This is a genomic window from uncultured Tateyamaria sp. (genome assembly GCF_947503415.1).
Taxonomy (GTDB): Bacteria; Pseudomonadota; Alphaproteobacteria; order Rhodobacterales; family Rhodobacteraceae; genus Tateyamaria.
In genome coordinates this window covers 914276-931731 of record NZ_CANNDS010000002.1, presented here as the reverse complement: position 1 = coordinate 931731, position 17456 = coordinate 914276, and the positions used below count along the sequence as shown (strand labels likewise).

The 17456-nt window shown below is 58.5% G+C and carries 19 protein-coding genes; 6 read left to right on the top strand and 13 right to left on the bottom strand.

What is annotated here, in order from left to right:
- Positions 1–54 precede the first annotated feature (54 nt).
- The 5 genes from Q1A32_RS15755 to Q1A32_RS15735 all read right to left on the bottom strand — a co-directional run bounded on the left by Q1A32_RS15755 (position 55) and on the right by Q1A32_RS15735 (position 3898).
- Positions 55–720, bottom strand: coding sequence for an OmpA family protein (locus Q1A32_RS15755; RefSeq protein ID WP_299655143.1), 666 nt, complete (start codon positions 718–720; stop codon positions 55–57).
- A gap of 10 nt (positions 721–730) precedes the next feature.
- A complete protein-coding gene (locus Q1A32_RS15750; RefSeq protein ID WP_299655140.1) occupies positions 731–2158 on the bottom strand; it encodes a type II and III secretion system protein family protein in 1428 nt (475 codons plus the stop codon).
- 198 nt (positions 2159–2356) lie between these two features.
- Entirely contained in the window at positions 2357–3214 is an 858-nt protein-coding gene (gene cpaB / locus Q1A32_RS15745; RefSeq protein ID WP_299611438.1) for a Flp pilus assembly protein CpaB, read from the bottom strand.
- Positions 3215–3408: 194 nt separating this feature from the next.
- On the bottom strand, positions 3409–3594 hold the full coding sequence (locus tag Q1A32_RS15740; protein ID WP_299655137.1) for a hypothetical protein: 186 nt from the start codon (positions 3592–3594) through the stop codon (positions 3409–3411).
- A gap of 100 nt (positions 3595–3694) precedes the next feature.
- Positions 3695–3898, bottom strand: coding sequence for a Flp family type IVb pilin (locus Q1A32_RS15735; protein WP_299611442.1), 204 nt, complete (start codon positions 3896–3898; stop codon positions 3695–3697).
- 370 nt (positions 3899–4268) lie between these two features.
- On the opposite strand from Q1A32_RS15735, the gene Q1A32_RS15730 reads away from it, so the two are divergent.
- Positions 4269–5078, top strand: coding sequence for a lytic transglycosylase domain-containing protein (locus Q1A32_RS15730; protein WP_299655134.1), 810 nt, complete (start codon positions 4269–4271; stop codon positions 5076–5078).
- Positions 5079–5135: 57 nt separating this feature from the next.
- Here Q1A32_RS15730 and Q1A32_RS15725 read toward each other — a convergent pair whose 3' ends face one another.
- The 5 genes from Q1A32_RS15725 to Q1A32_RS15705 all read right to left on the bottom strand — a co-directional run bounded on the left by Q1A32_RS15725 (position 5136) and on the right by Q1A32_RS15705 (position 8575).
- Positions 5136–5426, bottom strand: coding sequence for a GNAT family N-acetyltransferase (locus Q1A32_RS15725; RefSeq protein WP_299655131.1), 291 nt, complete (start codon positions 5424–5426; stop codon positions 5136–5138).
- Positions 5419–6045, bottom strand: a complete 627-nt coding sequence (locus tag Q1A32_RS15720) for a 3-oxoacid CoA-transferase subunit B (protein ID WP_299611450.1) — start codon at positions 6043–6045, stop codon at positions 5419–5421. The genes Q1A32_RS15725 and Q1A32_RS15720 overlap by 8 nt, the downstream gene beginning before the upstream one ends.
- Before the next feature lie 9 nt (positions 6046–6054).
- The gene (locus Q1A32_RS15715; RefSeq protein ID WP_299655128.1) at positions 6055–7083 is read right to left on the bottom strand and encodes a PAS domain-containing protein; all 1029 of its coding nucleotides are present in this window, start codon (positions 7081–7083) and stop codon (positions 6055–6057) included.
- 11 nt (positions 7084–7094) lie between these two features.
- Positions 7095–7790 (bottom strand): CoA transferase subunit A, encoded by a 696-nt coding sequence (locus Q1A32_RS15710; RefSeq protein ID WP_299611454.1) that lies wholly within the window; start codon positions 7788–7790, stop codon positions 7095–7097.
- Between the two features lie 227 nt (positions 7791–8017).
- Positions 8018–8575 (bottom strand): hypothetical protein, encoded by a 558-nt coding sequence (locus Q1A32_RS15705; RefSeq protein ID WP_299655125.1) that lies wholly within the window; start codon positions 8573–8575, stop codon positions 8018–8020.
- Between the two features lie 215 nt (positions 8576–8790).
- On the opposite strand from Q1A32_RS15705, the gene Q1A32_RS15700 reads away from it, so the two are divergent.
- Positions 8791–9183, top strand: coding sequence for a MarR family transcriptional regulator (locus Q1A32_RS15700; protein WP_299655122.1), 393 nt, complete (start codon positions 8791–8793; stop codon positions 9181–9183).
- Here Q1A32_RS15700 and topA read toward each other — a convergent pair.
- The 3 genes from topA to tldD form a co-directional block, all read right to left on the bottom strand.
- Positions 9175–11751 (bottom strand): type I DNA topoisomerase, encoded by a 2577-nt coding sequence (gene topA / locus Q1A32_RS15695; RefSeq protein ID WP_299655119.1) that lies wholly within the window; start codon positions 11749–11751, stop codon positions 9175–9177. The genes Q1A32_RS15700 and topA overlap by 9 nt on opposite strands.
- A gap of 98 nt (positions 11752–11849) precedes the next feature.
- A complete protein-coding gene (dprA, locus tag Q1A32_RS15690) occupies positions 11850–13001 on the bottom strand; it encodes a DNA-processing protein DprA (protein WP_299655116.1) in 1152 nt (383 codons plus the stop codon).
- Between the two features lie 235 nt (positions 13002–13236).
- The gene (tldD, locus tag Q1A32_RS15685; RefSeq protein WP_299655112.1) at positions 13237–14658 is read right to left on the bottom strand and encodes a metalloprotease TldD; all 1422 of its coding nucleotides are present in this window, start codon (positions 14656–14658) and stop codon (positions 13237–13239) included.
- A gap of 186 nt (positions 14659–14844) precedes the next feature.
- Here tldD and coxB point away from each other — a divergent pair, with 186 nt between their 5' ends.
- The 4 genes from coxB to Q1A32_RS15665 are packed head-to-tail and all read left to right on the top strand — an operon-like array spanning position 14845 to position 17452.
- Positions 14845–15726: a cytochrome c oxidase subunit II gene (gene coxB / locus Q1A32_RS15680; protein ID WP_299611471.1), complete on the top strand. Its 882-nt coding sequence runs from the start codon at positions 14845–14847 to the stop codon at positions 15724–15726.
- A gap of 54 nt (positions 15727–15780) precedes the next feature.
- Positions 15781–16719: a heme o synthase gene (gene cyoE / locus Q1A32_RS15675; protein WP_299655109.1), complete on the top strand. Its 939-nt coding sequence runs from the start codon at positions 15781–15783 to the stop codon at positions 16717–16719.
- Entirely contained in the window at positions 16716–16877 is a 162-nt protein-coding gene (locus tag Q1A32_RS15670; protein WP_299209015.1) for a cytochrome C oxidase assembly protein, read from the top strand. Before cyoE ends, Q1A32_RS15670 begins: the two co-directional genes overlap by 4 nt.
- Complete coding sequence (locus Q1A32_RS15665; protein WP_299612913.1) at positions 16877–17452, top strand: cytochrome c oxidase assembly protein; 576 nt, start codon at positions 16877–16879, stop codon at positions 17450–17452. The genes Q1A32_RS15670 and Q1A32_RS15665 overlap by 1 nt, the downstream gene beginning before the upstream one ends.
- Positions 17453–17456 lie beyond the last annotated feature (4 nt).

Genomic DNA, 17456 nt, shown 5'->3' with positions numbered 1-17456 from the left:
AAAGGGCCCGGAGACATGATTGTCTGCGGGCCCTCGGGAAATATCGGGGGGTGGTTACTGGTCTGTTTGGAACTCAGAACCGCTGGTTCCGGACAATCCGCTGGTCGCCTCAGCAGACTCTACATAGTCGCGATAGACGATCTGAGCGTACTTGCCGTCCAGGACCGAAGGATGCGACTTCACGAACCCGCTGACCTCGGTCACGGTGCGGCGGTTGCGACGTTCGCGCCCTTGCGTCACGATCAGCGGCTGTGTTTCACCGAACGACGCCACTGCCTCCAGCCGTGAGCGGCTGATGCCTTGGGTCGTCAGGTAGTGAACGACCGCGTTGGCGCGGGCGAGGCCCAGACGTTTGTTGTAGCCTGCCGATCCAACTGCATCCGTATGCCCGTAAACACGAAACCGGATTTCAGGGAACTGGCGGATCCATGCGGCCTGTTCGCGCAGCACATCACGTGCGCCGGCATCCAGTTGCGAGGAATTGAATGCAAAGTTCACAGTCGTTCCCACTTCGGAGGCGAAGCGGTTGGCCAGATCAAAGGTGTATTGACGTTCGCCTGTCAGGATCAGGGTGTTGTTGGCTGTTGCGTTGCCGAATTGGCCTGTGTCCACCAGTGCGCCAGCTTCGCGATAAAACTGGGTATAGACCGGATCATTGGATGCGCCGCAGGCGCCGAGGGCGAGGGTTCCCGCCAATGCAACGGAGATGATCGGTTTCATGACCCTGTCCTTAGTCCAACACGTAGCCATATGAGCCGGAGAAGTCCTGTTTGGCAACCTCGCCCGCTGCGCCCTGTTTTGGGGTGCGCGTGCCAGCGGCAGTACGGCCAAAGAGGAACAAATCCCGTTCACTCGGCGGTTTGATACGGTCCGTGGGAAGTGCAAGCACCTCGCCGCGGACGGGGGAAACAAGGTGTGCGGTGATGATGATCACCAGCTCGGATTGTTCACGTTGGTACGACGCTGACCGGAAGAGGGCGCCCAACACGGGGACGTCACCAAGCCATGGCAGCTGATTGTTGCTGTCGATGAAGTTGTCCTGCAGCAGGCCTGCGATAGCAAAGCTTTCGCCGTCGCGCAGTTCAACCGTGCTGGACGTTTCGCGGCGGCTGAACGCATCGATGGTGAAGCCATCTGCCGTGATGCCGTTTGTCGGGTCGATGTCCGAAACGGAGGCTTCAAGCTCGAGATTGATCAGATCTTCGTCCACTACGCGGGGAATGAAGTTCAGCTGAATACCGAATGGTTTGAATTCGACGGTGATCACACCGTCTTCTTGCGCGATTGGCACAGGATATTCGCCACCTGCGAGGAAACGCGCCTCTTGCCCGGACAGGGCGACAAGGTTTGGTTCTGCGAGCGTGCGCACAACGCCTTTGCTTTCAAGGGCTTCCAGCAACAATCCCACTTGGGTGTTGCCCGCGTTGAAACCAAACAGGATCGCGCCGGTGTTGGTGTTGCTTGCTGGCAGGGAGCCGGAGAGCGCGCCTGCGACGCCGCCTGCGGACACAGTCGTTCCGGTGCCGCCACTGAGGCCGACATCACCCGAAAGGATGGTGCCGCCCAGAGACAAAGAAGAGCTGAGTGACTTTGATACGCTGCGGTTCATCTCGGCAAAGCGCACCTTGAGCATCACTTGCTGGATGCCGCCGACGCTCATCAGGTTGCTGACGCGCCCTTCTGCGTACCGTTCGGCCAGGTCCAAGGCGCGCTGAAGGCGTGCGGATGATGAAACGATCCCCGACAGGACGATGCCGTCGTTTGCGGTACGCACTTCGATCTTCTCTCCGGGGAGGATCTGGCGCAGCCGCTCCTTGAACTCGGAGATGTCGGCCGAGACACGCACATTCACATTGGTGATGAGCCGTCCGTTTGCGTCCAGAAGAGTCAGTGTCGTCAAACCCGGGGACTTGCCGAGCACGTAGATGGTGCGATCACTGAGCGATGAGATATCTGCAATCGCCGGGTTCGCGATGCTGAGTTCCGCAAAGGGCGTGTCACTTTCAACAACAACGGCGCGGTTCATTGGAACAGCGAGTGTCGATTCCGTGGCTTTCCGCACGACCCTGAGGTTCTCTGCCGAAGCAGTTTCCGCAATTGGTCCTGCAGCAAAACACAGCCCGAGAAGGGCCGCTTTGAAAATTCCGTCAATGTTCATGTGACCTGCCTTTTTGATCACGCCTCAATGTCGGGTCTTTTTGCCCGCGATTTCATGCACCATGAGCCAGTTTCAATTTTTTTGCAAGAATCAACGGGTTCAAGCGTTTCTTTTATGTGGATAACTGGCAACAGCACACATAACGCAACCGGCGCCACCAAGGGTGACGCCGGAGGTAAGTGCTTGAAATGGGGGCAATCAGTTCGTGCAGGGGATCGGTATTTGAACAACCTCTGCGCCGCGACGGGTGCGGATGGAACAGGTCTTTTCCTCTTCAACTTCGACCTTCACCTCTTTGGCTTCGATGCCGAGGAGGGCGCGTTGGTCCACTTCAATGGACCCCGCAACGGTGTCGTCTTCGGCGCCGACAAGCGACAGTGACAGGCGGCCCGTTGATTGTGCTTGGGCCAGTTTGGCGACCTGTGCCGGGGCCACAGCCACCGTAACTGTTTGCGCGATGATCGCACCATCAAGGTCACCGGCGGCATTCTGGTCGATGGCGATCAACTGGATTGCGGGTTGGATCAACTTGGTCACTTCACCACGGGTGGCGCCAAGGGCTTTATCCACACGACCTGTCCAATATACGTCGACGCGATCACCAGGGCGAAGAAAGCCGGACACGCCAGAGGCGACGTCCACACGGATCGCAAACGCCCGCATCCCACGTTGAAGCCGCGAGGTCAGGCCCGCTTCTTCGCCCGGTTCGGTCACTTTGACGGCCAGGATCGGTTCATTCTTTTCCATGGTGCGCAAAACAACGCGCCGCTCGCTCACGCCTTCGGGGAAAATCGGATTGTCAGCAGTGAATACACCCTCGGGAAGAGCATTTTCCGGCCAGTCGACCGCCCGGACATCCGCTTCTGCCAGCGTCTCACCGTATTTCAACGGACGTTCAGCCACAAAAACAGGCACGGTCGGGACAATCTTTTCGCGTTGGGCACGCTCAGCTGCCAAAGCCGTCTGATATTGCCCGATGTAATTCTTGGCCATGTACACTGCGCCGCCCGCCAAGGCGATCCCAGCCAGCAAGACCAAACCAAATACCATTCGCATTTCAGTACCTCATTGCTTGGGCTCCTGCACCAGAACGGACGGAACCTCTTGCGAGTTACCTGCCAGCCGAATGTGGCGATTTCTGGGAAGGGGTAGGGAACGTCCAAGGCATCTGAAGAGGGCACCCCGAAACATTGCAAAGACCCGGCGCGCGGTAAGCGGCCGGGTCTTTTGTGCCTCGCAAGAGCGGTTACTTACTCGCCCTGGAAGAAGTTGGTCTCGAAGAACGTTCCGACATTGCCGGTCATGGTCAGTGCGCCGGTTTGAATTCCGGTGATGATCGCGATGGCAAGACCGACAATCGCCGCGCAAAGAACAACCCAATCTACGGTAACCGCGCCATCATCACTGCCATAAAAAACTTTAAGGAAACGGATCATGTCGGGCCTCTGTACAACAACTGAAATGGACTGCTTTCAAAAAAGGGGCCGCGTCCAGTTGCGGTCACGGCCCCGATATTCAGACGGTTAGGTCAGAATATTATTCGCCGGCAGGCTCGCCGATCGAACCAACAGTCTGCTGACCCAGGAAGGTGTCAGTTGCGTCTGTCAGGCCGGTGGCACCGGATTCGATCGAGCTGTAAGCAGCAATCGCCAGGCCAACCACGGCAGCGGTCAGAACAACCCAGTCAACTGTTACGGCGCCGTCTTCGTCGTTACGGAAGTTTTTGATGAACTTGATCATGATAGTGTCCCTCCAAAGGATCAGTAGATTTTTACGTTTAACCTTGTCGTCCTTGGTGGGCCGCTCTCTCTCATTGGCCCGTGTCCGACTTGGTATGCCGCTATATAGTCGGGGGATTGGGGCACGAATTTGGCGGCATATTGAGGATTTCGCGTCTGCGTCCCTTTATTTCGCGAAAATCGACTAAGCCTTTGGTTTTTAATGAAAAGTTATTTAGGCCGATTTTCAATTCGTGTAATTTTCGTTAATCGGAGTGGCAAATGTGGCAGCTTTGCCATCTTTTGTGCCTTCATACTGGCCTGAAACGCCTATTTTTGCGATAAATCAGGAAAGCCCGGCACAGAACGGGCGTCAAAGTGAGAGCAGTTTCATGGTTCGATTGTCCGTTGGCATATTCATGGCGCTTGCGCTGGTGGCTGGGGATGTGGCCGCCGACGATCCACCACCGTTCAAGGATTTCTCTGCCAAACGTGTGTCGCCACCCAAGGCCGGCGCCAAGCGTCTGATTACGGTTCAGATCGATCCAGATGCGCCCGCAAGCTCTGATCCCGCCCCACAGGAGACGGCAGAGACTGCAAGCGCGGTGCCGCGCACGGCCCGGTTCGACTGGTTCTGGCAGGATGTGTCGCCTGAATTGGAAGAAGCTGGACCTGGCCGTCTGGATCAAGCGCTGCGCGCTTTGGCGCGGGCTGAGCAACCGGTGCCTGTCCCTCGGCTGCAGCAGATGCAGACACTTGCGCAAACCCAAGGCATCGAAATCCTGAAAGCCACGATTGGCACCGACGTGTCACCGGCTTTGGTCTTGGCGGTGATGATGGTTGAATCGGCTGGGCGTGCTGACGCGGAAAGCGGCGCCGGGGCACAAGGTCTCATGCAGTTGATGCCTGACACCGCGGCCCGCTTTGGAGTGCAAGACAGCTTTGCCCCCGATCAGAACATTGCAGGGGGCGTAAAGTATCTGGATTGGCTCATGGACCGATTCGAGCGTGATCCGGTGCTTGTTCTGGCTGGATATAACGCGGGCGAGGGTGCGGTTAAATCACATCAGGGCGTGCCCCCCTTTGCCGAAACGCGCGACTACGTGCCCAAGGTTCTGGCGACGTTTCAGGTGGCTCAGGGGTTGTGCGTGACGCCACCACAGCTGGTCAGCGATGGGTGTGTGTTCGCGGCGTTGAAGTGAAGGCCACGTTGTTTCGACGGATCCCGCCGCGCGATCCAAAGCTGGATATGCGGCAGCCTAGACGTTGAAGGCGTCCGCCCACTCAGGGTGCATGGCGCGCTGTGCGTTTACAAAAGGACAAAGCGGCACGATTTTCCACCCTTCGGCCCGGGCGTCCTCGACCAGTCGTTTGACCAGTGCCTGTCCGGCCCCTGTGCCCCGCATGGCATCGGGCACGCCCGTGTGATCGGCAATGCGTGTCTGCGGAGACAGAATGGAATAGGTCAACTCGGCCTCGGCACCGTCATGGATCAGAACGTACCGGCCTTTTGTCTCGCCATCTTCTCGCGTGATCTCGAATTCAGACAAGTGTAGCCTGCGTTGCAGCGCGCAGCTCGTCTTCTGTCACGCCGTCGGCCACTTCGACAATCTTCAGGCCGCCATCGACGACATCCAGCACGCCAAGGTTCGTAATAATGCGGTCCACCACGCCCTTGCCAGTCAGGGGCAGGGTGCATTCGGTAAGAACCTTGCTGTCGCCGTGTTTGTTCGTGTGGTCCATGACCACGACCACGCGGCCAACCCCTGCGACCAGATCCATGGCGCCGCCCATGCCTTTTACCAGCTTGCCCGGGATCATCCAGTTGGCGAGGTCGCCGTTTTCGGCCACTTCCATGGCCCCAAGGATGGCCATCGCAATCTTGCCGCCGCGGATCATTCCAAAACTTTGCGCACTGTCGAAATAGGCGGTCTGGGGCAGCTCGGTGATGGTTTGCTTGCCCGCGTTGATCAGGTCCGCATCTTCGGTACCTTCAACAGGAAAGGGGCCCATGCCCAGCATGCCGTTTTCGGATTGCAACGTCACTTCTATCCCGTCGGGGATATAGTTGGACACCAGCGTCGGGATGCCAATCCCAAGGTTCACATACCAGCCGTCTTCAAGTTCCTGTGCGGCGCGCGCCGCCATTTGGTTGCGATCCCAGGGCATCGATTGTCCTTATTCGTCGGTGAGTGCCGCGCCCGCAGGCACGTCGATGGTGATGAAACTGCCAGCCGCGCCGCGGCCGAGATTAAGCGTGCCCTCAAGGCCTTCGATCAAGCCGCACACGATTCGCCCGCCCACAGTCTTGCTGTTGGGCCATTCCATGTCATGTGGAACACCGACGCCGTCATCGGCCACGATCAGACGGAGCCCTCCGGCGCTCAATTGGCTCATTCGCACCTCAACCAGACCCATGTCGATCCGGTCGAAGGCATGCTGAAACGCGTTTGTCAGCAGCTCGGATAGCACCAGACCAACCCGCGTGGCTGTCTCAATCGGCACTTCGAGAGGTTCGATCTGTAGTGAAAGACGAATGCCCGACCGCCCTTCGATATGGGCGATGGCCGCAGCCAAACGAGACAGATAGCTGCCCATCTGGATACTGTCACGGTTCGATTGCTGATCGCTCAGCTTCATCTCTTCGTACAGCAATTGGAGAGTTTCAATGCGACGGCTGAGGGCCGCGAAGTCTTCGGGCACCGAGGTTGAGCCCGATTGCTGGCGGATCATGCCGATGATCATTGACAGGTCCGACGCAACACGGTTCTGAATTTCGATCAGTTGCGCGTTGATCTCTTCCGCGCTTGTTGACTGTTCGCCTTGGCGCAGTTCCTTTTGGATGCCCACAAAGTACTGGATGCGTTCGGCCTGATCGTAGACGGGCGCAACGATCAAGCGGTTCATGAACGGCTCGCCGTTGGCGCGGTAGTTCAGAATGTCGACGGTCGCACCGTCTTCGGATTCGATACCAGCGCGCAGCTTGTCGACATCGGCCTTCCGGGTGCCTTCGCCCTGCAAAAAGCGGCAGTTCCGGCCGATCGACGCGGATCGGCCGTAGCCCGTGCTGCGCGTGAAGGCCTGGTTCACATAGACGATTGGATTGTCTTCGAGGTGCGGGTTGGTCACCACCATAGAGATCTGGGCCCGCGAGAACCCGTCGAAGGATTTATCGTCGTTCAGTAGTTGTTCGATGGTGTCAGGCATGGCCTGGCTCCTTACGCAGCGCGCGTTGTCCGTTGTTCGATGCGCTTTTCATGTTCACCCTGTATCAACCGGTGGACGTAGATGCCGGGCAAGTGAATGGCGTCGGGGTCAAGACTGCCGGTTGGGACAATCTCTTCTACCTCAGCGATGCATACCTTGCCACACATTGCGGCTGGCGGGTTGAAATTGCGCGCAGTCTTGCGAAAGACCAGGTTGCCCGTCTCGTCGGCTTTCCAGGCTTTGACGATGGACAGATCGGCAAATATGCCTTCCTCCATGATGTACGTCTCGCCATTGAAGTCCTTGTGTTCCTTGCCGTCTGCGATGACCGTTCCCACGCCGGTTTTCGTATAGAACCCGGGGATACCACAGCCGCCCGCACGCATGCGTTCTGCCAACGTGCCTTGCGGGTTGAACTCAAGCTCAAGCTCGCCGGACAGGTACTGACGCATGAACTCGGCATTTTCGCCCACGTAGGACGAAATCATCTTCTTGACCTGGCGTGTCTGCAGCAGGATGCCAATGCCGAAGTCATCGACCCCTGCGTTGTTCGACGCAAAGGTCAAATCCTTGGTGCCCGCATCCTTGATCGCGTCCAGCAAAAGTTCGGGGATACCGCACAGACCAAAACCGCCCGCAGCGATGAACATGCCATCAAACAAAAGCCCATCCAAAGCGTCGGAAGCTGAGCCGTAAATCTTCTTCATGTTGTTCCCCAAGTGGCCCTGCCGGAGGGCGTTCACGTTGCCTTAAACTATGTGAATGTATGCACCTTCAAAGTCAACGAAGAGGGCTGAACGGGCGCTATAGTACACTATCTCCGCTTATGATCGGTCTTGGGTGCGAGATATTTCACAAAATGGCGGCGAGGATCATTTTGCATATATCCTCGGCCGCCGTCGGCGTTTACGCGCCGAGTGTGCGTATTTTTTGATCAACGCTGTGCGTACGCGTTCACCGTCCCGGTCATGCCTGCTTTCATGAACGGCGCGAAATCCTCTTCGAGGAAGGTGTTGATCGCGGGCCGCGCAAAAAACGCACGTGGCTTGATGTTGTAATCCCAGGTGATTTTGACCGCGTCGCCTTGCTGGTCGAAATTAAACTCCCCCTTGATGTGGTCGATGGCGCGTCCGCCCGGGGCAGTGATGTTCCAGATCTGATAGACGAATTGCGCTTCGGTGTTGGCGATCACTTGCTCGTGCACGCTGTATCCGTTTGCAAGGTCAACACGCCGCAACGCGCCAGGCTCCGGCCAATCGCCGGCGAGGTATATAATGTCTTCGATCGCAGGGATCGCTTCTGTGGGAACAGTGAAATCGGTGACCGGATTGTTGTCGAAATGCGCGCGGACTTCGGCGACGGTCCCGCTCAACGTCGTCGTAACGGTGTTGGTGAGATAACTTCCGTCGGCTGCCAGTTGAGGCGGAAGCGGGATTTCCGGGTTGTTGGCAATGAAGGTTTGTGTCGGCGTAGTCTCGGGCTGGCTGGCCAACGCAGGTGTCAAGATCATCGAAAGCGAGGCGATGGCGAGGATAGAGCGTAAGGGCATGGGAAACTCCATTGATGCGATACACGTACTAAAAGATACGAATGCCGTACTAATTGGGGTATATGCTTGCAGGTTCAAGAGTATTTGACGACAAAACACCTATGACCAAAGACTGCAGACTGCTTGAATACGTCCGAACACTGATGCGGGTAATGCTAGTGAGCGAGCGAACGGGCCCGGAACACCAACATGTGGTTCGGTTCAACGCGTTGGACTTTCACACGCTCGGCATGCTGCGCGAACATGAACCCCAGCGGGCATCCGACATCGCAGATGCGCTTGGTATCGTGCCGACGACTGTCAGCAGTGTCGTGTCGCGGCTGGTGAAGCGCGGCCTGATTGCCCGCACGCAAAGCAAAGAAGACCGGCGCGCTTTTGAGCTGTACCTGACCGACGAGGGGCGCAAGATCGCCGAAGCGATCCATTCCCAGGATTTGCGCAACATGAACCTGTTCTTGTCAGCGCTGAACGGCGATGATCAGGATGCACTTCTCGATCTGCTGGGGCAGGTTGTCGGTCGCGTCGAGGCGTTGGAAACGCAGTCAGGCTGACTTCTTTTTCGCCGCCGCTTTTTTAGGTGCAGCCTTTTTCCGCGTCGCCTTCTTCTTGGCAGGCGCTTTTTCGGCGATCAGCTGAACGGCCATGTCCATGGTCACGTTTTCCGGCTCGGTGCCCTTGGGTATGGTCGCATTGACCTTGCCCCATTTGACGTAGGGGCCGTATTTGCCCTTCATCACGTTGACCGGGCCACCCTCATCTGGATGCTCACCCAACTCATGCAATGGCTTTGCCGCAACACCACGTCCACCACGGCTCGCGACTTTTTCGGCCAGCAGTTGCACGGCACGGTTCATGCCGACGGTCCAAACCTCATCAATGCCCTCAAGATTCGCATTGGTGCCGCCGCGATCAGACGTGGTCTCGGCATGCTTCAGATAAGGTCCATAGCGTCCGATATTGGCCCAAACCATGATCCCATCTTCGGGATGCGGGCCAATCTCTCGGGGCAGGGACAGCAGCATCACGGCGCGGTCCAGTTCCAACTCTTCCGGCGCCCAATCCTTGGGAATGGATTGGCGCGGTGGCTTCTTGTTTTCTTCGGTAACGGCGCCGCGCTGGACGTAAGGACCAAAACGCCCCTTGAACACCCGGATCTCGTCGCCGTGGTCCTCGCCCAGCAGCTTGCCATCAGGTGGGATGGCACTTGCTTCGGCTTCGGGATCTGGCGGCCCGAACGGGCGTGTGTAGCGGCATTCGGGGTAGTTCGAGCATCCAATGAATGCACCGCCGGACCGGGCAGTCCGCATGGACAGGCGGCCAACGCCGCAATTCGGACACAGGCGGGGATCGCCGCCATCCTCAAGCGGTGGGAAAAGATGCGGTTCCAGCACCTCGTTGATCTTTTCCAGCACTTCTGTGATGCGCAACTCGGATGTTTCGGCGATGGCAGCGCTGAAATCCTGCCAGAAGCGTCCTAGAACGTCTTTATAATTGCGGTCGCCGGCACTGACGTCGTCCAGCTCTTCTTCGAGCCCGGCCGTGAAATTGTAACCGACATACTTGCGGAAGTAGTTTTCCAGAAAGGCAATGACCAAGCGGCCTTTGTCTTCGGGGATCAGGCGGTTGCGGTCCTTGCGAACGTATTCGCGGTCCTGAATCGTTGTGACAATGCTGGCGTAGGTTGACGGGCGGCCAATGCCCAATTCTTCCATGCGTTTGACCAGCGTCGCCTCGGTGTAGCGAGGCGGGGGCTGGGTAAAGTGCTGTTCCGGCGTGACCGACCGTTTGTCGGCCTTTTCGCCTTCACTCAACTGGGGCAGGCGCTTGTCGTCGTCATCCACGACATCATCATCGCGCCCCTCTTCGTAGACGCGCAGGAAGCCATCGAACAGCACAACCTGACCCGTGGACCGCAGGACAACCTGACCGTCGTCACTGCCAATCTCGACCGTCGTACGTTCCAGTCGCGCACCTTCCATCTGACAGGCGAGGGTCCGTTTCCAGATCAGATCATAAAGCTTGCGCTGATCATCATCGGTGATCTTCAGGCTGGCCGCATCGCGGGCCATGTCGGTCGGGCGAATACACTCGTGCGCTTCTTGCGCGTTCTTGGCCTTGTTTTTGTACATGCGCGGGCTTGAAGGCACGTATTCCGCACCATAGCGATCCTTGATCGCGTCGCGGGCATTCTGCACAGCCTCTGGCGCCATATCGATGCCATCTGTCCGCATATAAGTAATGTAGCCCGCTTCGTAGAGACGTTGGGCGGATGACATGCACTGACGCGCGCCCATGCCAAACTTGCGGCTGGCCTCCTGCTGCAACGTGGACGTCATGAACGGGGCAGAGGGGTTACGGGAGGCGGGTTTCGCCTCAACCGATTGAACTTTCAGATCACGGCTGGTGATGGCCTGTTCGGCCATTTCCGCCTGCGTCTGGTTTTCCAGATCGTATTTTTCCAGCTTCTTGCCAGCGAGGCTGACAAGGCGCGCCTCGTATTCCTGTCCCCGCGGGGACGCGAGGATCGCTTTTACGGACCAGTACTCACGGGCGCGGAAGGCCTCGATCTCCATCTCGCGTTCGGTGATCAGACGCAGGCAGACCGATTGAACGCGGCCCGCGGACTTCGCGCCCGGCAATTTGCGCCACAGCACGGGGGACAGGTTGAAGCCAACCAGATAGTCCAGCGCGCGGCGGGCCAGATATGCTTCGACCAGCGGCATATCGACCTGGCGGGCGTTTTGCATTGCCTCGTCAACGGCGGATTTGGTAATCGCGTTGAAAGTGACGCGCTTGACGTCCGTGTCTTTCTTGATCGACTTGCGTTTTGTGAGAGCCTCTTGCAGGTGCCAGCTGATCGCTTCGCCTTCGCGGTCGGGGTCAGTGGCAAGGATCAGCGCGTTGTCGTCTTTCAACGCATCCGCGATCGCCTTCATGTGCTTTTTGCTGTCCGAGGCGATCTCCCACAGCATCTCAAAATCGTTTTCTGGGTCGACCGATCCGTCCTTCGGGGGCAGGTCACGGACGTGGCCGTAACTGGCAAGAACGGTGTAATCGTCCCCAAGATACTTGTTGATCGTCTTGGCTTTGGCGGGGGATTCGACAACGACGACAGGCATGTAAGGGGACAACCTCGAACGGGAAAACTTGCTGCTCTATGGCGGCGCAACATGTGGGGTGCAAGGCCCGAATGTCAACAGAGGGAGGCGGGGTGCGGTCAACTGGCGCGGGTGAGGAGGCCCCCGGGTGCGCGGTCGATGCTGCCATCCAGCTCCAGCTCAACCAATACCGGGGAGACATCAGAAGACGGTGCCCCAAGGTCGCGAATAAGCTGATCCTCAGCGAGCGGTGAGGGGCCGAGGCGCGACAGGATCTTTTGATGCAACGCCGCGGTTTCCTGCAGGTTGCGGCGATCCTTGGGCACCTCTGCGGGAGCTTCGAGTGGCAGCTCAGGCGCGGATCGTGGCGCAATGGGCGCGAGCGCTTCGATCACATCGCTTGCGTCACGTACCAAAGTCGCGCCATCGCGGATCAGCATGTTGCAGCCTGAGGCCCGCGCGTCCATCGGATGCCCCGGCACGGCGAGCACATCGCGCCCCAGATCAAGGGCGTCGCGTGCGGTGATCAGGCTGCCCGATTTGGCCGCTGCCTCAACAACGATGGTCGCCTGAGCAAGGCCGGAGATGATGCGATTGCGAGCCGGAAAATGCCGGGCCATGGGTTGCAAGCCGATCGGTTGTTCGCTCAACCGTGCGCCCTTTGCCGCGATATCTACGGCGAGCTTCGTGTTTTCGGCGGGGTAGATCGTATCGACCCCTCCGGCCTGTACAGCAATTGTGCCTTTATCGAGTGCTGCAAGATGGGCGGCGGCGTCCACACCGCGCGCAAGTCCTGAAACCACAACGTAGCCCTGTGCCCCAAGATCGCGGGCCAGCGACCGGGCCATGCGAGTGCCAAGCGACGATGCATTTCGTGCGCCAACAAGCGCAATCATCGGTTTGTGCAAAAACGTGGGATCGCCAAGCATCCACAGGAAGGGCGGAGCATCGGGCAGATCGTTCAGTGGCTCAGGATAGTGTGCGCTGCCCTGCGGCACGAGACGAGCGCCAAGAGCGCGCCCTGCCTTCAGTTCGGCCTGCACCACGCCTTCTGGACAAATCTGGTATTTTTCAACGCCGGCGGCGCGCGCTACCTCTGGTAGCGCGGCCAGCGCGTTTTGCGCAGTGCCGTGTTCAATCAGCAGTCGTTTATACGTTGAAATGCCGACCCGGCGTGAGCGCAACAGACGGAGACGGAAGAACTGTTCATCTTCCGAGGTGGGTGGGAGTGGGGGGTGAGTGGAAGAAGGATTGGTATCCTTTTCAGTCATCCGTGGCTCCGTCCGTTGCTGATAATGTTTTAGATTTGATAAGGTTAACAACGCATGAACGCGGACGAGCGGTTCTGTCTTTACTCTCCTAACGGTTGATTTGCTTGGAGAAATTTATCGCGTTTTATTGGCCGTGGAACAGAGAGTGAACGAAAAGCGCCGCCAAACCTCCCCCAAAATAGCGAGGGCTGGCTAAGTCATTGTGCTGTATGGCCGAAACGGAATCGTTGGCGACTCAGGTTGCAGAGCCGCCAACCGTCAATCCACCGATCATCAACGTGGGTTGTCCGACACCCACGGGCACCCATTGGCCCGCTTTGCCGCAATTCCCCATTCCGGGATCAAGCGCCATATCGTTGCCGATCCCGCGGATCTGTTTGAGCGCAGTCGCTCCGTCCCCGATCAGCGTCGCCCCTTTGACCGGTGCGCCGACCTTTCCGTTCTCGACCCTGTACGCCTCGGTACAGGAAAACACGAACTTGCCATTGGTGATGTCGACCTGCCCGCCGCCAAACCCCACGGCATAGATGCCGTCCTTGAGATCGGCCACGATGTCCGCAGGTGCCACGTCACCACCCAACATGTAGGTGTTTGTCATGCGCGGCATAGGCGCATGGGCATAGCTTTGGCGTCGCCCGTTGCCGGTCGCTTGAACACCCATAAGTCGGGCATTCTGGCGGTCCTGCATGTATCCGACAAGAATGCCGTCTTCGATCAATGTGTTTTTGCCGGAGGGAGTACCTTCATCATCAACGGTGATCGACCCACGCCGGTCGGGGATGGTGCCGTCATCCAGAACGGTCACACCGGGCGACGCAATCCGTTCGCCCATCAGACCAGCAAAGGCAGAGCTGCCCTTGCGGTTGAAATCGCCTTCCAGCCCGTGGCCGATGGCTTCGTGCAGCAGGATACCGGGCCATCCGGGGCCGAGCACCACATCCATGACGCCCGCAGGGGCCGGGACGGCATCAAGGTTCACAACTGCCACGCGCAGCGCCTCACGCGCCTTGGCTTGCCAGTCGTCGCGATCAATCAGCCCGTCCAACCCGACGCGCCCGCCACCACCGGCGCTGCCGCTTTCCCGTCTGCCTCCTTGTTCCACAATCACCGAGATATTCAGCCGGGTCATAGGGCGGATGTCGCGGACAGAATGGCCTTCGGGGCGAAGTATTTCGACATCCTGGATCGATGCGGCGAGGGATGCAGACACCTGAACGACCCGCGAATCGAGATCACGCACGAAGGCGTCGATGTCCTTCAACGTGTCCAGCTTGACGGGAAAGCTGGCCCCGGCAATCGGATCGTCGGATGTATAAAGGTGTTTGTTTGTCGGCTGGGGCGCGTCCGCCATTGTGCCGCCGCCGTCACCGACGGCCAGCCGTGCAGTCTCCGCCGCACGGCGCAGTGCAGATTCGGAAATTTCGGTCGAGTGTGCGTAGCCTGCCACTTCGCCCTTGACGGCGCGGAGGCCAAAGCCCTGTGCGGCATCATAGCTGGCTGTTTTCAAGCGCCCGTCATCATAAACCAACGCTTCGGACCGGCGCCGTTCAAGAAACAACTCCCCATCATCCGCCCCTGCGGTCGCATCGCGCAGCACCTTCAAGGCCACCCCGCGATCAATGTCGTGATCCAATGGGGCAAAGGGGGCGTCGGTCATCTGGAATACTCCGGTATGCTGTGGGGCGTTTCGCCACGGCAAGCGTCCGTTTGACGCGCCCCTTATCTCTTTATCTCGCAGCCAAGATATGATTGTAAGTCGCGACAATACAACGGGAGGCGAAAGCGGTGCGCGCGAAGGCCTTTCTCCGAACAGACAATTGATCCTCAAGATCAGGACGACCAGATGAAAAAGCTTTTCTCGATTTCGGGTGTGCTGAGCGCCCTAGCTGCAGCCCCAGCCTGGGCCCAGGACGGGCTTGAGGTGATTGGACGCCCCGTGGACGGCGCCATGGGTTTCCAACCCGCCGCCACGGAGATTGCCAGACGCCTGCAGTGGCTGGATGGCATGATCCTTGTGATCATCACAATCATCACGTTGTTCGTGACGGGTCTGATGGCTTGGGTGATCGTGCGCTACAACCGCAAGCGCAACCCAGAGCCTGCCAGCTTCACGCACAACACACCGGTCGAGATCGCATGGACGGTCATTCCGATTGTCATTCTGGTGTTTATCGGGGCGTTCTCGCTGCCGACATTGTTCCACCAACAAGAGATCCCCGAAGCCGACGTGACCATCAAAGCCACAGGGTATCAGTGGTTCTGGGGTTACGAATATGTCGACGAAGGGTTCGGCTACGACAGCTACATGATCGGCGCACCGGCGACGGGCGGGGACAACACCCTGTCGCCCGAAACGGAGCAAGCGCTGGTTGACGCGGGCTACAGCCGTGAGGATTTCCTGCTGGCCACCGACAACGCGGTTGTTGTGCCCGTCGGTAAGACTATCGTGGTGCAAGTGACCGGCGCGGACGTGATCCACGCATGGACCATTCCAGCCTTTGGCGTGAAGCAAGATGCGGTTCCGGGTCGTCTGGCAGAGTTGTGGTTCACGGCCGAGAAGGAAGGCATCTATTTTGGCCAGTGCTCCGAACTGTGCGGCATTGCGCACGCGTACATGCCCATCACCGTCAAGGTTGTAAGCGAAGAGGCTTACGCCGAATGGCTGGCCGGTGCCAAAGCCGAATTTGCGGGTACTCCGCAGGCCTTTCAGGTCGCATCCAAATAACAGGGCCAGGCGGAGGACACCTCCGCCTTACCTCGTTTTTATGCAGGGACGCACATGACAGACGCCAGTTATCAGCCGCAGACCTTTGAGGCCGAGGCCAGCCTTGGTGATTACTTCGCCCTGCTGAAGCCGCGTGTGATGTCGCTTGTCGTGTTCACTGCGCTTGTCGGCTTGCTCGCGGCACCAATCAGCGTGCATCCGGTCATCGCATTTGCATCGATCCTGTTCGTCGCCATCGGGGCAGGGGCCTCGGGCGCTTTGAACATGTGGTGGGATGCGGACATCGACGCCGTGATGAAGCGGACGGCGAAACGGCCCATCCCGGCGGGCAAAGTCACACCTGATGAGGCCAAGGTGCTGGGCGTCGCCCTGTCCGGCATGTCGGTGATGATGCTCGCCCTCAGCGCCAATTTGCTCGCTGCGGGCCTGCTGGCCTTCACCATCTTCTTTTACGCGGTCGTCTATTCAATGTGGTTGAAACGCTCGACCCCGCAGAACATCGTTATCGGTGGTGCGGCCGGTGCGTTCCCGCCCGTGATCGGCTGGGTGATCGCAACAGGCTCCATGTCCATCGAGGCGTGGCTGATGTTTGCCCTGATCTTCATGTGGACACCGCCGCACTTCTGGGCGCTGGCCCTGTTCATGAAGTCGGACTACGATGATGCCGGTGTGCCCATGCTGACGGTCACACACGGACGCAAGTCCACGCGCGTGCACATCTTGGCATATACCGTCCTGCTGTTTGCGCTGGCGGTAGGTACAGCGTTCACTTCGATCGGTGGGCCTGTGTATCTGACCGTTGCAGTCGTGCTGAACCTGCTGTTTCTCAAAGGCGCGTTCGACATCTGGCGCCGGAACGAGGTGCAAGCTGAGGCGGATGGCTACGCTGTCGAAAAGTCATTCTTCAAGCTGTCGCTGCTCTATCTCTTCCTGCACTTCGGCGCGATCTTGGTTGAGGCCATGCTGCCCGCGGCGTGGGGTATCTGGGCATGAGCATCAAGGCCGAACATGAGATCCACCAACGCCGTAAGGGTCGCAATGTCGGCGTGGGCCTGATGCTGGCCGCGTTCGTCGTGTTGGTTCTGGCCCTGACATTCGTGAAAATCACAGGCGGCGCGTTCGAGCTGCCCCGGATCGAGGAGACACAATGATGCGTCTTGAAGGTCCCACAAAAACTGTTGCCCAAACCGTTGGGCTTGTCGTGTTCATGGGCGGGCTCGCCTGGGCGTCTGTCCCGTTTTACGACTGGTTCTGCCGCGTGACCGGGTTTGGTGGCACCACGGGCGTGAGTGAAGTCGCATCTGACGACATTCTGGATCAAACCATCAAAGTCCGGTTCGATGCGTCTTTGGAACGCTCCATGCCTTGGCAGTTCACGCCGGAAGTGCGCGAGATGGAATTGCGGATCGGTGAAACCGGCCTTGCGTTCTACGAAGCCTACAACCCGACCGACAAACCTGTCGCCGGATCGGCCAGCTACAACGTGGCCCCATACGAGGCCGGTGGGTTCTTCTCCAAGATCGACTGCTTCTGCTTTGAAGAGCAGGTGTTGCAGCCAGGCGAACGCGTGATGATGCCGGTGACTTTCTACGTTGACCCGGAGATCGTCACGGATCGCGACGCAAAATACGTGCATACGATCACGCTGAGCTATACATTTTACCAAATCGACCTGCCCGAAGGCTATGCTTCGCTAGAGCAGGCGGACGACAATAACCTGAACTGAGGGA

What these genes read in the sequence shown, in the direction of transcription:
- Q1A32_RS15730 (WP_299655134.1), top strand. Translation starts at nt 4,269, where the DNA reads ATGGTTCGATTGTCCGTTGGCATATTCATGGCGCTTGCGCTGGTGGCT.
- cyoE (WP_299655109.1), top strand. Translation starts at nt 15,781, where the DNA reads ATGACAGACGCCAGTTATCAGCCGCAGACCTTTGAGGCCGAGGCCAGC.
- Q1A32_RS15715 (WP_299655128.1), bottom strand. Translation starts at nt 7,083, where the DNA reads ATGCCTGACACCATCGAACAACTACTGAACGACGATAAATCCTTCGAC.
- topA (WP_299655119.1), bottom strand. Translation starts at nt 11,751, where the DNA reads ATGCCTGTCGTCGTTGTCGAATCCCCCGCCAAAGCCAAGACGATCAAC.
- Q1A32_RS15735 (WP_299611442.1), bottom strand. Translation starts at nt 3,898, where the DNA reads ATGATCAAGTTCATCAAAAACTTCCGTAACGACGAAGACGGCGCCGTA.
- dprA (WP_299655116.1), bottom strand. Translation starts at nt 13,001, where the DNA reads ATGACTGAAAAGGATACCAATCCTTCTTCCACTCACCCCCCACTCCCA.
- Q1A32_RS15665 (WP_299612913.1), top strand. Translation starts at nt 16,877, where the DNA reads ATGCGTCTTGAAGGTCCCACAAAAACTGTTGCCCAAACCGTTGGGCTT.
- Q1A32_RS15710 (WP_299611454.1), bottom strand. Translation starts at nt 7,790, where the DNA reads ATGAAGAAGATTTACGGCTCAGCTTCCGACGCTTTGGATGGGCTTTTG.
- tldD (WP_299655112.1), bottom strand. Translation starts at nt 14,658, where the DNA reads ATGACCGACGCCCCCTTTGCCCCATTGGATCACGACATTGATCGCGGG.
- Q1A32_RS15670 (WP_299209015.1), top strand. Translation starts at nt 16,716, where the DNA reads ATGAGCATCAAGGCCGAACATGAGATCCACCAACGCCGTAAGGGTCGC.
- coxB (WP_299611471.1), top strand. Translation starts at nt 14,845, where the DNA reads ATGAAAAAGCTTTTCTCGATTTCGGGTGTGCTGAGCGCCCTAGCTGCA.
- Q1A32_RS15720 (WP_299611450.1), bottom strand. Translation starts at nt 6,045, where the DNA reads ATGCCCTGGGATCGCAACCAAATGGCGGCGCGCGCCGCACAGGAACTT.
- cpaB (WP_299611438.1), bottom strand. Translation starts at nt 3,214, where the DNA reads ATGCGAATGGTATTTGGTTTGGTCTTGCTGGCTGGGATCGCCTTGGCG.
- Q1A32_RS15740 (WP_299655137.1), bottom strand. Translation starts at nt 3,594, where the DNA reads ATGATCCGTTTCCTTAAAGTTTTTTATGGCAGTGATGATGGCGCGGTT.
- Q1A32_RS15755 (WP_299655143.1), bottom strand. Translation starts at nt 720, where the DNA reads ATGAAACCGATCATCTCCGTTGCATTGGCGGGAACCCTCGCCCTCGGC.
- Q1A32_RS15750 (WP_299655140.1), bottom strand. Translation starts at nt 2,158, where the DNA reads ATGAACATTGACGGAATTTTCAAAGCGGCCCTTCTCGGGCTGTGTTTT.